Origin of the sequence: Pseudomonas sp. UBA5666, assembly GCF_002420785.1 — a bacterium.
GTDB lineage: Bacteria > Pseudomonadota > Gammaproteobacteria > Pseudomonadales > Pseudomonadaceae > Aquipseudomonas > Aquipseudomonas fulva.
Window position 1 is genome coordinate 17,539 of record NZ_DIIQ01000026.1, and the last position, 12,418, is coordinate 29,956.

At 61.0% G+C, this 12,418-nt stretch carries 13 protein-coding genes; 3 read left to right on the forward strand and 10 right to left on the reverse strand.

From position 1 onward, the window contains the following. Window positions 1-9: 9 nt before the first annotated feature. The gene (locus tag B2Y33_RS13535) at window positions 10-1,188 is read right to left on the reverse strand and encodes an amino acid ABC transporter permease (RefSeq protein WP_110607134.1); all 1,179 of its coding nucleotides are present in this window, start codon (window positions 1,186-1,188) and stop codon (window positions 10-12) included. A gap of 67 nt (window positions 1,189-1,255) precedes the next feature. Then, window positions 1,256-2,284, reverse strand: coding sequence for an amino acid ABC transporter substrate-binding protein (locus B2Y33_RS13540; RefSeq protein WP_288633021.1), 1,029 nt, complete (start codon window positions 2,282-2,284; stop codon window positions 1,256-1,258). Between the two features lie 331 nt (window positions 2,285-2,615). Here B2Y33_RS13540 and B2Y33_RS13545 point away from each other — a divergent pair, with 331 nt between their 5' ends. Together B2Y33_RS13545 and rhlB are read left to right on the forward strand one after the other, a co-directional pair. Then, entirely contained in the window at window positions 2,616-3,272 is a 657-nt protein-coding gene (locus B2Y33_RS13545; protein WP_288633023.1) for an alpha/beta hydrolase, read from the forward strand. 100 nt (window positions 3,273-3,372) lie between these two features. Beyond that, window positions 3,373-4,821: an ATP-dependent RNA helicase RhlB gene (gene rhlB, locus B2Y33_RS13550; RefSeq protein ID WP_088522940.1), complete on the forward strand. Its 1,449-nt coding sequence runs from the start codon at window positions 3,373-3,375 to the stop codon at window positions 4,819-4,821. Window positions 4,822-4,970: 149 nt separating this feature from the next. Here rhlB and moaE read toward each other — a convergent pair whose 3' ends face one another. From moaE to B2Y33_RS13575, 5 genes are all read right to left on the reverse strand, one after another. Further along, window positions 4,971-5,420, reverse strand: a complete 450-nt coding sequence (gene moaE / locus B2Y33_RS13555; protein WP_027914454.1) for a molybdopterin synthase catalytic subunit MoaE — start codon at window positions 5,418-5,420, stop codon at window positions 4,971-4,973. A gap of 2 nt (window positions 5,421-5,422) precedes the next feature. Beyond that, window positions 5,423-5,668 carry a MoaD/ThiS family protein gene (locus B2Y33_RS13560; protein ID WP_027914453.1) on the reverse strand — a complete coding sequence of 82 codons (246 nt, stop codon included), beginning with the start codon at window positions 5,666-5,668 and terminating at the stop codon, window positions 5,423-5,425. Continuing rightward, window positions 5,668-6,138 carry a cyclic pyranopterin monophosphate synthase MoaC gene (gene moaC, locus B2Y33_RS13565; protein ID WP_023534451.1) on the reverse strand — a complete coding sequence of 157 codons (471 nt, stop codon included), beginning with the start codon at window positions 6,136-6,138 and terminating at the stop codon, window positions 5,668-5,670. The genes B2Y33_RS13560 and moaC overlap by 1 nt, the downstream gene beginning before the upstream one ends. Window positions 6,139-6,256: 118 nt before the next feature. Then, the gene (locus B2Y33_RS13570) at window positions 6,257-7,651 is read right to left on the reverse strand and encodes a PhoH family protein (protein WP_288633026.1); all 1,395 of its coding nucleotides are present in this window, start codon (window positions 7,649-7,651) and stop codon (window positions 6,257-6,259) included. Window positions 7,652-7,915: 264 nt separating this feature from the next. Beyond that, entirely contained in the window at window positions 7,916-9,058 is a 1,143-nt protein-coding gene (locus tag B2Y33_RS13575) for a polysaccharide deacetylase family protein (RefSeq protein WP_145280247.1), read from the reverse strand. A 136-nt stretch (window positions 9,059-9,194) separates the two neighbouring features. Between B2Y33_RS13575 and yaaA the strand changes: the two genes are divergently transcribed. Next, the gene (gene yaaA, locus B2Y33_RS13580; protein ID WP_028687190.1) at window positions 9,195-9,974 is read left to right on the forward strand and encodes a peroxide stress protein YaaA; all 780 of its coding nucleotides are present in this window, start codon (window positions 9,195-9,197) and stop codon (window positions 9,972-9,974) included. A 21-nt stretch (window positions 9,975-9,995) separates the two neighbouring features. On the opposite strand, the gene B2Y33_RS13585 is transcribed toward yaaA, so the two are convergent. The 3 genes from B2Y33_RS13585 to B2Y33_RS13595 all read right to left on the reverse strand — a co-directional run bounded on the left by B2Y33_RS13585 (window position 9,996) and on the right by B2Y33_RS13595 (window position 11,938). Further along, window positions 9,996-10,622, reverse strand: a complete 627-nt coding sequence (locus B2Y33_RS13585; RefSeq protein WP_206405640.1) for an ABC transporter ATP-binding protein — start codon at window positions 10,620-10,622, stop codon at window positions 9,996-9,998. Then, window positions 10,619-11,401: a hypothetical protein gene (locus B2Y33_RS13590; protein WP_206405639.1), complete on the reverse strand. Its 783-nt coding sequence runs from the start codon at window positions 11,399-11,401 to the stop codon at window positions 10,619-10,621. The genes B2Y33_RS13585 and B2Y33_RS13590 overlap by 4 nt, the downstream gene beginning before the upstream one ends. Window positions 11,402-11,500: 99 nt before the next feature. Continuing rightward, a complete protein-coding gene (locus tag B2Y33_RS13595; protein ID WP_027914450.1) occupies window positions 11,501-11,938 on the reverse strand; it encodes a hypothetical protein in 438 nt (145 codons plus the stop codon). Window positions 11,939-12,418 lie beyond the last annotated feature (480 nt).

Sequence of the window (12,418 nt, forward strand, 5' to 3'; positions counted from 1 at the left end):
GACGTATCCTCACCGTTCGATCAGCGCGATGCGCTTGTTGTACCAGTTCATCAACAGCGAAATGCTGATGCTGATGGCCAGGTAGACGCTCATGGTGATGGCGATCACCTCGATGGCCTGGCCGGTCTGGTTGAGCACGGTGCCGGCGAACAGCGAGACCATTTCCGGATAGCCGATGCCTGCGGCCAGCGACGAGTTCTTCGCCAGGTTCAGGTACTGGCTGGTAAGCGGTGGAATGATCACGCGCAGTGCCTGCGGGATGATCACCTTGCGCAGGGTTGGCCCCTCGCGCAGCCCCAGCGAACGCGCAGCCTCGGTCTGGCCATGGCTGACCGAACGGATACCCGAGCGTACGATTTCGGCAATGAATGCTGCGGTGTAGATCGTCAAGGCCAGGGTCAACGCCAGTAGTTCAGGGATCAGTACCCAGCCGCCGACAAAGTTGAAGCCCTTGAGCTGCGGCACCTCCCACTGCACGGGGCTGCCGAACAACAGCACACAGGCACCCGGAATGGCGATCATCAGCGCCAGCCCCACCCAGAACTTGTGATACGGCTGGCCGGTTTCTTCGAAGCGCCGGTTGGCTCGACGCGCCATCAACACGGTTGCCAGCACGGCTACCAACAGGGCAGCCACGAATGGCCAGAAGCCCTCTGCCATGGAGGCTCCAGGCATGTTCAGGCCGCGGTTGCTGATGAAGAACGCGTCATCGATGTTGATGCTGCCCCGCGGCCCCGGAAGGGTCAGGAACACGGCGAAGTACCAGAACAGGATCTGCAATAGCGGCGGGATGTTGCGGAAGGTTTCCACGTACACGGTAGCCAGCTTGTTGATCATCCAGTTCGGCGACAACCTGGCGACACCGATGATGAAGCCCAGCAGTGTGGCCAGCACCACCCCGATGAGGGTCACCAGCAAGGTGTTGAGCAATCCGATGACGAACACCCGCGCATAGCTGTCCGACTCCACATAGGGAATCAGGTGCTGAGCGATGCCGAAGCCGGCACTGCGGTCAAGAAAGTCGAAGCCCGAGGTGATGCCTCGGTGCTGCAGGTTGGTTTGCGTGTTGTGAAACAGGTACCAGCCCAGACCGACCACGAAGACGATGGTCAATAGCTGGAACAGCCACGCGCGCACACGTGGATCGCTCAGGGATAAACCCTTTGGTGCGCCAATTCGATTTTGCATGAAATGCCCCGAAGAGAAGGGTAGCGGACCGCCTGCGGCGGCGGGATGCCGCCGCAGGTGCAACCATTCAACGCACAGGTGGTGCGTACTGGATGCCGCCGTTGTTCCACAGGGCATTCATGCCACGGTCGATCTTCAGGTCGGTGCTCTGGCCAAGGTTCTTCTCGAACACCTCGCCGTAGTTGCCCACTTGCTTGACGATCTGCACTACCCAGTCCTTGGGCAGTTTGAGGTCCTTGCCGTACTCGCCGTCGCCACCCAGCAGACGCGCCACATCCGGGTTCTTGGTGCTCTTGGCCTCGGCCTCGACGTTCTTGGAGGTGATGCCGGCTTCTTCGGCATTGAGCATGGCGAACAGGGTCCACTTGACGATGCTGAACCACTCCTCGTCACCCTTGCGCACGACCGGGCCCAGCGGTTCCTTGGAAATGGTTTCCGGCAGTACCACGTAGTCGGTCGGGGCGGCGAGCTTGGAACGCTGGGCGAACAATTGGGACTTGTCCGACGTCAGCACGTCGCAACGGCCAGACTCCAGGGACTTGGCGCTCTCATCCGAAGTGTCGAAGGTGATGGGGGTGTATTTCAGGCCATTGGCGCGGAAGAAGTCCGATACGTTCAGTTCGGTCGTGGTGCCGGCCTGGATGCAGATGGTCGCGCCATCGAGCTCCTTGGCGCTGGATACGCCAAGCTTCTTGTTGACCAGGAAACCTACGCCGTCGTAGTAGGTGACCCCAGTGAACATCAGGCCCATGCCGGCATCGCGCGAGCTGGTCCAGGTGGTGTTGCGCGACAGCACGTCGACTTCGCCCGATTGCAGCGCGGTGAAGCGTTCCTTGGCGTTGAGCTGGCTGAACTTGACCTTGGTCGCGTCCCCGAACACTGCTGCCGCTACAGCGCGACAGACATCGGCGTCGATCCCGACGATCTTGCCTTGTGCATCTGGAACCGAGAAGCCTGGGAGACCGTCACTCACGCCACACTGGACGAAGCCCTTCTTCTTTACCGCATCGAGCGTCGCACCGGTCTGGGCCGTACTCACGGCGCTCAGGGCAGCGGCAGCGGTCAGGACTGCCAGGGTGGTTTTCAACATCTTCATTCACAACCTCCAAATCGCTCTTGTTGTATCGAGCCGGAATTGCACCGCACCCTTTTGAGGCGCATCCGACCCGTATTGGCTTGTTATTGGGTCACTTGGCGCAATGGGCTGTTCTGTGACAGCCTTCGCGTGCAAAGGGTGTTACCGTCTCGGCCTGTCCCTTGCATCACAGAGGGAAGTGCAAACCGCGTACCAGATTGCGCGGCTTGAGCGTTTAAGCACGAGTCAAGTAGGGAAAGTTGCATCGTTGCGACATTCTTTTTCCGGCTCGTCGGGCGCGCGCCTTCTTTTCAAGCACGACCCCTTCCACACGCACGTTTTCGGAGCAGCCATGACCGACCCACTCATTCTCGAACCCCAAAAAGCCGCAGATGCCTGTGTGATCTGGTTGCACGGCCTGGGCGCGGACCGTTACGACTTCCTACCGGTGGCCGAATTCAGGCAGCAGCATCTGCTCACTGCCCGGTTCGTCATGCCCCAGGCGCCGACCCGGCCGGTGACCATCAATGGCGGCTATGCCATGCCCAGCTGGTACGACATCAAGGCCATGACGCCGGCCAGGGCCATAGACGAGGCCGAGCTCGAGGCCTCGGCCGAGCAGGTCATCGCCTTGATCAAGGCCGAGCAGGCCAAGGGCATCAGCCTGTCGCGCATCTTCCTGGCCGGGTTCTCCCAAGGGGGCGCCGTCGTGCTGCACACGGCCTATATAAAGTGGCAGGAAGCACTGGGTGGCGTGCTGGCCCTTTCCACCTATGCCCCCACCTTCGCTGACGAGCATACATTGAGTGCTTGCCAGCAACGCACCCCGGCCCTGTGCCTGCATGGTGTGCACGACCCGGTGGTGATCCCGTCGATGGGGCGCACGGCCTTCGAGTACCTGAACACCTGGGGCGTCGCTGCCCAATGGCACGAGTACCCGATGGAGCACGAAGTGATCGTCGAAGAACTCAATGACATCCTTCAATGGCTGGCCAAGCAATTGCAGTGACCTGGGCGCACGGTTCGTTCAAGGCCATTGCACTACGCCGAGCGGGGATCTTGCATTACACTGCCCGGCGTACATTCCTTAACCAATTGACGAGATGACCGTGCTCAAGGCACTCAAGAAAATATTCGGCAAGGGAGACATTGCCCCCCAGGCCACTGCGCCCGCTGCCAGCACTACCCCGGCGCCAGCGGCCCCCCAGGCCGATTTGCCAGCGGCCCCTGCCGTTGCGGACAACCCGCCTGCCGCCCAAATCGAACACACTGCCGCTACCAAACCGGCCAGTGACAAACCGCGTCGAGAGCGCAAGCCAAAGCCCAAGCCGCAGGCCAGCCTGTGGAAACCGGAGGACTTCGTGGTCGAGCCCCAGGAGGGCAAGACCCGTTTCCACGACTTCAGGCTCTCCTCTGAGCTGATGCACGCCATTCACGATCTGGGGTTCCCCTACTGCACGCCGATCCAGGCGCAGGTGCTGGGCTTCACGCTGCGGGGCCAGGACGCGATCGGCAGGGCCCAGACCGGTACCGGCAAGACGGCCGCGTTCCTGATCTCGATCATTTCCCAGCTGCAACAGACGCCCCCGCCCAAGGAACGCTACATGGGCGAGCCACGCGCGCTGATCATCGCCCCCACGCGCGAGCTGGTGGTGCAGATTGCCAAGGACGCGGTCGCCCTGACCAAATACACCGGCCTGAACGTGATGAGCTTCGTCGGCGGCATGGACTTCGACAAGCAGCTCAAGGCCCTGGAAGCACGCCACTGCGACATCCTGGTGGCAACACCCGGCCGCCTGCTGGATTTCAGCCAGCGTGGCGAGGTGCACCTGGACATGGTCGAGGTGATGGTGCTGGATGAAGCCGACCGCATGCTGGACATGGGCTTCATCCCGCAGGTGCGTCAGATCATTCGCCAGACGCCGCCCAAGAGCGAGCGCCAGACGTTGCTGTTCTCGGCCACCTTCACTGATGACGTGATGAACCTGGCCAAGCAGTGGACGACCGATCCCGCCATCGTCGAGATCGAGCCCGAGAACGTGGCCAGCGAAACAGTCGAGCAGCACGTTTACGCGGTGGCTGGCAGCGACAAATACAAGCTGCTGTACAACCTGGTGACCCAGAACAAGTGGGAACGGGTGATGGTGTTCGCCAATCGCAAGGACGAAGTGCGCCGTATCGAGGAAAAACTGGTACGCGATGGCGTCAATGCCGCGCAGTTGTCCGGCGATGTACCCCAGCACAAGCGTATCCGTACCCTCGAGAACTTCCGTGAGGGGCGTATCACGGTGCTGGTGGCGACCGATGTGGCTGGGCGCGGGATTCATATCGACGGCATCAGCCACGTCATCAATTTCACCCTGCCGGAAGACCCTGACGATTACGTGCACCGGATCGGCCGTACCGGCCGAGCCGGCACGAGCGGCGTGTCGATCAGCTTCGCCGGCGAAGATGATTCCTATCAGTTACCAGCGATCGAAACGCTGCTGGGGCGCAAGATCAAGTGTGAGATGCCGCCTGATGAGTTGCTCAAGCCAGTGCCGCGCAAGCACACGTGATCGGGTTGCGGGCGGTCAGGTCGATGATGCCCATGCTCCGGGCCCTGACCACCGGATCGGCCGCAACGGGCCGCGCAGCGACCCTGGGCGTTGAGCCTGCATGACTAAACCCTGGGCGTTTCTGCGACGCCCAAGGTCAATCGCTCCCTCTACCCCCACCGCCCCGCCGCGTCCTGGTCGCTCTGACGTCCTTCCACCCATCGCTCCCCTTGCCCGGTCGTTTCCTTCTTCCAGAACGGTGCACGGGTCTTCAGGTAATCCATGATGAAGTTGCAAGCCTCGAACGAGGCCTGCCGATGGGCACTGGCCACGCCGACGAACACGATCGGCTCACCGGGCGCCAAGTAACCCACGCGGTGCAGCACCTCGACCTTGAGCAACGGCCAGCGCTGCTGCGCCTCGGCCACGATCTTGGCCAGGGCCTTCTCGGTCATGCCGGGATAATGCTCAAGCATCATACCCGCCACGTCCTGGCCGTCGTTGAAGTCCCGCACGTAGCCGATGAAGCTGACCACTGCCCCGACACCCACGTTGGCCGCGTGCAAGGCGTTGGTCTCAACGCCTGGGTCGAAAGCGCCTTCCTGTACCCGAACGGCCATGCTCAACCTCCGGTTACAGGCGGAAAGAACGCCACTTCATCGCCCTCTTGCACAGGCTCATCCAGCCTGCACAATTCCTCGTTGCGGGCGCACATCAGGTTTTGCTCGGCCAGCACCTGATAAGGCTCGCCTCTACCCACCAACGCCAGGCGCACATCGTCCACATCCTTGAACGTCCCTTCGAGCGACTCGCTACCGCGTCCCAGCCGCTCCCGGTAGCGAGCGAAATACATCACCTTGATCTTCATCAGCCTTGCACCTTGTACGGGCCGCTTTTTCCGCCCAGCTTCTCCAACAAGCGCACTTGCTCGATGACCATGCCCTTGTCCACGGCCTTGCACATGTCGTAGAGGGTCAATGCAGCCACGCTGGCTGCCGTCAGCGCTTCCATCTCCACGCCGGTCTGCCCGGCCAGCTTGCACCGGGCGACGATGCGCACTGCATCACTGCCCTCGGCGCTGAGCTCGACCTTGACACTGGTCAGCATCAGCGGGTGGCACAACGGAATCAGGTCGCTGGTCTTCTTCGCCGCCTGAATGCCGGCGATGCGCGCTACAGCGAAGACATCACCCTTGGGATGCTCACCGTCCACGATCATTTGCAGGGTGTGCGGCAACATGCGCACGCGCGCTTCGGCTGTGGCCTCGCGCTCGGTCACGGCTTTTTCAGTGACGTCGACCATGTTGGCCCGCCCTTGGGAATCAAGATGTGTCAGCACTGCTCTGCTCCTGTGAAGGGAGCAGAGAGTGTAAACCGGTGGGTCAGGTTTGAGCAGGGGCCAGGCCGACGCATCGCGGCCAGAAGCCGCCGGGCGGCGAACCGCCCGGCGCACGGGGCTACATGTGGGACTCGGCGAACTCGGCCAGCACCGACCGAGGCACCCCTTGCAGGGTGATGTGCACGCCGTGGGGGAAGTCCTTGAAGCGTTCGGTCAGGTAGGTCAGGCCCGAACTGGTCGCGGACAGGTATGGTGTATCGATCTGCGCCAGGTTGCCCAGGCACACCACCTTCGACCCTGCGCCGGCACGGGTGATGATGGTTTTCATCTGGTGCGGCGTGAGGTTCTGGCACTCGTCGATGAGGATCAGGCTCTGCTGGAAGCTGCGACCACGGATGTAGTTGAGCGACTTGAACTGCAGCGGCACCCGCTCGAGGATGTACTCGACACTGCCATGGGTGCTCTCGTCGTCCATGTGCAAGGCTTCGAGGTTGTCGGTGATGGCGCCCAGCCAGGGCTCCATCTTCTCGGCCTCTGTGCCCGGTAGAAAACCGATCTCCTGGTCGAGCCCCTGCAAGCTACGGGTGGCGATGATGCGCCGGTAGCGCTTGCTGACCATGGTCTGCTCGATGGCCGCCGCCAGCGCCAGGATGGTCTTGCCCGAACCCGCCGCCCCGGTCAGGTTGACCAGGTGGATATCCGGATCGAGCAGCGCCAACAACGCCAGGCTCTGATGAATGTCACGCGGCTTCAAGCCCCAGGCTTCCTGGTGCAGCAAGGGCTCCTGGTGCAGGTCGAGCAGTAGCAGTTCGCCCTCGCGCGTGCCCTTGATCCAGCCGACGAACCCTTGCTCATCGATGATGAACTCGTTCACGTGCACCGCTGGCAGCGGCTCGGCCAATTGCACCCTGTGCCAGGTACGGCCACGTTCCTGACGCGTGTCGACCTTGCTGACCCGGTCCCAGAACGAGCCGGTGACCGAGTGGTAGCCCTTGGACAACAGCGACACGTCGTCGACCAACTGGTCGGTGCTGTAGTCCTCGGCGGCAATGCCGCAGGCACGCGCCTTCAGGCGCATGTTGATGTCCTTGGTGACCAGCACCACGTCCAGGTCGGTACGCCGTGCCCTGACTTCGAGCAGCTGATTGATGATGATGTTGTCGTTGAGGGTTTCGGGCAACAGCTTGTTCGGCTCGTTGCGCGGGGTCATCAGGATGGACAGATAACCTTTTGGCCCACTTTTGCCACGCTGGATGGGTACCCCCTGCTCCACCACGCTGGGCGAGGCATCACCCAGCGTCTGGTCGATCAGGCGGATGGCCTGGCGGCATTCGGCAGCGATACTTTGCTTACCGGCCTTGAGCTTGTCGAGTTCCTCCAGCACCGTCATGGGAATGGCGACGTGGTGCTCCTCGAAGTTGAGTAATGCGTTGGGGTCGTGAATCAGGACGTTGGTATCGAGCACATAGAGGATTGGCTTGCTGGAGGAAGGGGTGCGTCCTTGGTCATCCATACTCGGTCACCTTATGTCGAAGCGGCACGGCGTGGTCTGTTACGCCGCGGAGTGACTGCCGTTCTTCCCGTATCCGCGTTGTTACGGGCGGGAAGCGATCTGGCCAGGTGGACCCATGTGACGCCACCTGTGCTGCAGGAATCGGCTGTCTGGTTTCTTCATACCGCAAAAGCCATGACCGGAAAAAGCATTTTCATACGATTGCCAACTTTATTTTTCTGATTGACGAACAGGCCTTGGCGCCAGCGCCAAGCAGGTCTACAGTCAGAAGTCAGGTTGCTGCGCGCCCTGTCCGTATTCGCGACAATCCTGCCAACCAATGCCGCTTTGCGCGGTGTGTTCAAGCAGCCACTGCAGCGCAGGCCTGGCCTTGGGCAACGCGTCATGAAACTGGATCACGCCTTTGCGCCATAGCAGCATCAAGGTCAACACACGCTGGGCTGAGGCCTGCGCACTCAAGCCCGAGTCGTCCTGCGCATCGATATCCCACAGCGAGACCTGCAACTGCTGGCGCTGCATGAAGGCCTGGCCGTCGGCCCGCCGCTGGCCATAGGGCGGGCGAAACAGCGGCACGTACTGCTCGGGCAGGTCTGCCCGCACCCGTGCCTGGCTGCGGCTGATCGAGGCCTGCCAATCCGTCCACTGCGCGTGGGACCGGTACTCCCACCCCTGAATGCCTACGCACTGCCCTTGATACAAGCGCCGCAGGGCCGTCAGCGATTCGCCGTCACGACGTTGCTGCAAGCGGCTACCGAGCACGAAGAACGTCCCGTCGAGCTTCTGCTTGCGCAGGTAGGCGGCCAATTCGTCTGTGGTGCCCGCCGCCGCACCCGGCCCACCGGCAAAGGTGAGCAGAAACAGCCGGTCATTGAGCTCATCGCCGTTGCGCTCGGCCGCCGACAGCCGCTGTACTTCGCTGCTGGTCTGCGGCAACAACGCCGCCTTGCGCAGTTGCTCGTTCAGGTACTGCTCATGAAATTGCCGGCTGGGCTCGATCCAGCCCGTGTAGAACTCACCCACATCCGTGGCGAAGGTCGCCGCTTGCAAGCGCAGTTCGGCCATCGACGTCACCGCATAGCAAAAGGACGCATCCTGCTCGCAACTGCGTTGCGCCTGTTGATAACCTTGCCAAAGCCGCTGCCACAGCCGCGCCCTCACCTGCCTGACCTTCTGCACGTTGACCTGCCGCAGGCCCAGGCGAGCTGCCAAGGTATTCTCGTCGAGCAGCTCGTTCTCGTGCAGCACCCGGGCGAACGAGAGTATTTCGGCCCGTGATGCCACATCGAACAGCGCAGGGCTGTCCAGCTGCTCCGGCCACAGGCCACGGTCCAGGCTGGCCGGCGTGGCAGGGGCGGCTTGAACGGCCAGGCTCAACAGGCCAGCCAGCAGGGCTGTAACGAGGCGCACGGTCAGGGCTCCGCTCAAGGAAAACAGGCACTATAGCCGCTGTATCGGCCATGGGCGTTGACTATTGTCGCCATAGTTTGGACTTGCCTCTTCCAACCCTTAGAATCCCCGCTCAACGATGCCAGGAGCCGATCCGATGCTGACGGTGATTTCCCCCGCCAAGACCCTCGACTACGACACCCCGCCGGTGACCGAGCGTTTCACCCTGCCCCGCCACCTCGACCATTCCCAGGAACTGATCGAGCAGCTGCGAGCAATGAGCCCGGCGCAGATCAGCGAACTGATGCACCTGTCCGACAAGCTGGCGGGCCTGAACGCCGCGCGTTTCGGCAGTTGGACACCCGCCTTCACGCCAGAGAACGCCAAGCAGGCCCTGCTGGCTTTCAAAGGTGACGTCTACACCGGCCTGGACGCCCAGACCTTGACTGAAGACGACCTCAGCTACGCCCAGGATCACCTGCGCATGCTCTCCGGCCTCTACGGCCTGTTGCGCCCTCTGGACCTGATGCAGCCCTATCGCCTGGAAATGGGCACCAAACTGGCCAACGCCCGTGGCAAGGACCTGTACGCGTTCTGGGGCACGCGCATCAGCGAGTGGCTCAACGAGGCCCTGGCCGAACAGGGCGACGATGTGCTGCTGAATCTGGCCAGCAACGAATATTTCAGCGCGGTCAAGCGCAGCGCCCTGAAGGCCCGGGTGATCAACGTGGACTTCAAGGACCTGAAAAACGGCCAGCACAAGATCATCAGCTTCTATGCCAAGAAAGCGCGCGGCATGATGAGCCGCTTCGTCATCGAAGAGCGCATCAGTGACCCGACGCAGCTCAAGCAGTTCGAGGTGCAGGGGTATTACTACAGCGCCGAGCAGTCGAAGGCCGAACACCTGGTGTTCTTGCGGGATCAGCCCGACGCATAGGGCGCTGAGCGCAACAGGTCGTCAGGGCAGCCTGTGTGCCACCTTGGCATCATGGGTGACCACCAGCAAGGTCGTGCCTCTTTCCTGGTTGAGGGTCAGCAGCAGGTGCAGCACCTGCTCACCGGTCTGGGCGTCAAGGCTCCCGGTGGGCTCGTCGGCCACCAGCAGGCTCGGCTCGGTCACCAACGCACGCGCGATCGTCACACGTTGGCGCTGACCACCGGACATCTCGGCGGGCCGCTTCCCCGCCTGGCTGGCAAGGCCTACGGCACGCAATTGCACCTCGGCGTGCTGGCGGGCAACGGGCAAGCGCAGCCCTCGATACGATAGCGGCAACGCCACGTTGTCCAGGGCGCACAACCGCGGCAGCAGGTTGAAACTCTGGAAAACGAAGCCGATCAGGCGGTTACGCATCACGGCGCGCTGGTCGGCGCTAGCGCCTGTCATGTCGTTACCGCCGATCCATACCTGGCCTGCGCACGGGCGGTCCAACAGCCCGATCAGGTTCAGCAACGTGCTCTTGCCCGAACCGGACGGGCCGATGACAGCGCACGTCTGCCCGCTGGGGATCAGCAGGTCGATGCCTTGAAGCACCGGCACGTCACCCTGAAACCGGCTGACATTGCACAGCTGTACGGCGGGCATCATGCGGGCTTGCCTGGTTCGTCAGGGCCTTCGAGCGGCGGGTGATCCTTCTTTGCCCGGTCTTCAAGCTTGCGGGCGGTTTTCAGGAGGGTGTCTATCAGAGAATCGGCTTCATCGCCGTGCGGTGGTTCGGTTCTGCCTATCATCGCAGTCAAATCAAATTCGTAGTTTCTAAAACTCGCCTCCATGATAGGAGGAAGTTTTTTGTAGTAATCGATCATTTCCCTCAGCGCATCGTCCCTGAAGTCTGTCCTGTCGTATTCCGCGTTGGCTTTGTCAACGATGTAGCGGGTCCACTGCGAATAACGATGACCCAATTCAGCACTGGCAGCGAGCCGCTCGTTGTAGGTGAAGTCTTCGCCCTCATCGTAACCAATCAGCGCCAATTGCTCTGTGGTGAGGTGTTTGAAGGGGTTGGCATCTTTCCCGTTGATAAAATCAGTTGCTTGCCGCGCCCTGGCTAACAGCGCCTGATCTTGCGTATCAGGGATGAAGGCATCATGCAGCGCCTTTGTATAGACGTAGCCTTGACCGCCTAGACCCATTTGAATGCGCGACCCAAGCTCCGCCAACTCCTGCCGACTCAGCTGGCTATCTCGGACAGCCGCTCGCTGCGCCGCCGCCGCGAGTTGACGGCCCAACGCTGAAACATCAGAACTTGACTCATGTATTTCAAACACGGGCGCTACGTTGCCCGCGTTCGTACCGGTCGTTGCCTCCTTTGCCCGCGTTACAGGTACAGCCCCTGCGGAAAAACTTGCCGTTCTCGAAATATGTTCCATCGCCGCACCTCGATTTGAAATTCCGGGAGTTCAATCGGTGAAAGTGCCTGCGTTTGCCATCAGCGCCAATCCAACAGCAAAGCAGGCTACGGAGCCGAGTTACTTCATGGTGAATTCGGCTTTCCAGGCGTAGTTGGAACTGAACCCCGAGTTAACGGCGGTGCAGGTTGCACCGCCGGCCGGCGTGGCAGTCTTGTTCCACTTAGGCTGCTTGATACCTCCTGACATCATCATGACGAACGTCGTGCTGAAGGCGCATGACTTGCGCCCTTGCGAATAGCGGAGCATTGCACCATTGGTGTCAGGGCTCACCAGACGCTGCACGGTGAACCTGATGCTCTCACCCGGTTTCACTTCATCGTGCGGCTTAGGGTTGGCAATCTGATACGTACTGGTCTCGTTCGCATTGGTCAGCTGGAGTTTCACCGACTCGGTTCCAAGATTTCTGAACGTCACTTCAACGGGTGGCCCGGCAAGGGCTGCAGCCGCCGCCAGCATGACGGCGGTGGCAGACAGGATTCGCATGCAGTTCTTCATCGTTTCAAGCCTCGTCTCTTCCATGTGGTTAGGGAGCAGACGCCTGCGTGGGCCGGCAACGCATGGACTGCGACGATCCTTCGTTCACAGCCGCCGATGACGACGTCTAGCCACGTTGGCGGCCCGGTGCTGAAAAACCTTAGGAAGCGAAGGGCCTTCAAGCGTTACGAAATATGGCGAGAAATCGTGAAACCCAGCCGTAAAGGACTGTTTATTGACGTCAAGAAATAAACACCGGTCCAAAAAATCTCAGATTGCCACCATCGCTCAGGCCGATTTTTTTAGTTTTTTTTCGCACCCGACGCTCATGCTGGCATATAAACATCTCGAAACATTTTCGCCCTTTATATACCGAGGTCAAACCGCCTCGTGCCATCAATTTGAAATTGTATGACCCTCGCGAAATACTGAAAAAACCCGCATACGAATGAATCTCAGGCCGGAACTTCTCTCAACCCTACTGCTCATAGGTGCCGTAAC

Coding starts and splice junctions, on each gene's coding strand:
- B2Y33_RS13535 (WP_110607134.1), bottom strand. CDS start 1,188: ATGCAAAATCGAATTGGCGCACCAAAGGGTTTATCCCTGAGCGATCCA.
- B2Y33_RS13540 (WP_288633021.1), bottom strand. CDS start 2,284: ATGAAGATGTTGAAAACCACCCTGGCAGTCCTGACCGCTGCCGCTGCC.
- B2Y33_RS13545 (WP_288633023.1), top strand. CDS start 2,616: ATGACCGACCCACTCATTCTCGAACCCCAAAAAGCCGCAGATGCCTGT.
- moaE (WP_027914454.1), bottom strand. CDS start 5,420: ATGGCCGTTCGGGTACAGGAAGGCGCTTTCGACCCAGGCGTTGAGACC.
- B2Y33_RS13560 (WP_027914453.1), bottom strand. CDS start 5,668: ATGAAGATCAAGGTGATGTATTTCGCTCGCTACCGGGAGCGGCTGGGA.
- B2Y33_RS13570 (WP_288633026.1), bottom strand. CDS start 7,651: ATGGATGACCAAGGACGCACCCCTTCCTCCAGCAAGCCAATCCTCTAT.
- yaaA (WP_028687190.1), top strand. CDS start 9,195: ATGCTGACGGTGATTTCCCCCGCCAAGACCCTCGACTACGACACCCCG.
- B2Y33_RS13585 (WP_206405640.1), bottom strand. CDS start 10,622: ATGATGCCCGCCGTACAGCTGTGCAATGTCAGCCGGTTTCAGGGTGAC.
- B2Y33_RS13590 (WP_206405639.1), bottom strand. CDS start 11,401: ATGGAACATATTTCGAGAACGGCAAGTTTTTCCGCAGGGGCTGTACCT.
- B2Y33_RS13595 (WP_027914450.1), bottom strand. CDS start 11,938: ATGAAGAACTGCATGCGAATCCTGTCTGCCACCGCCGTCATGCTGGCG.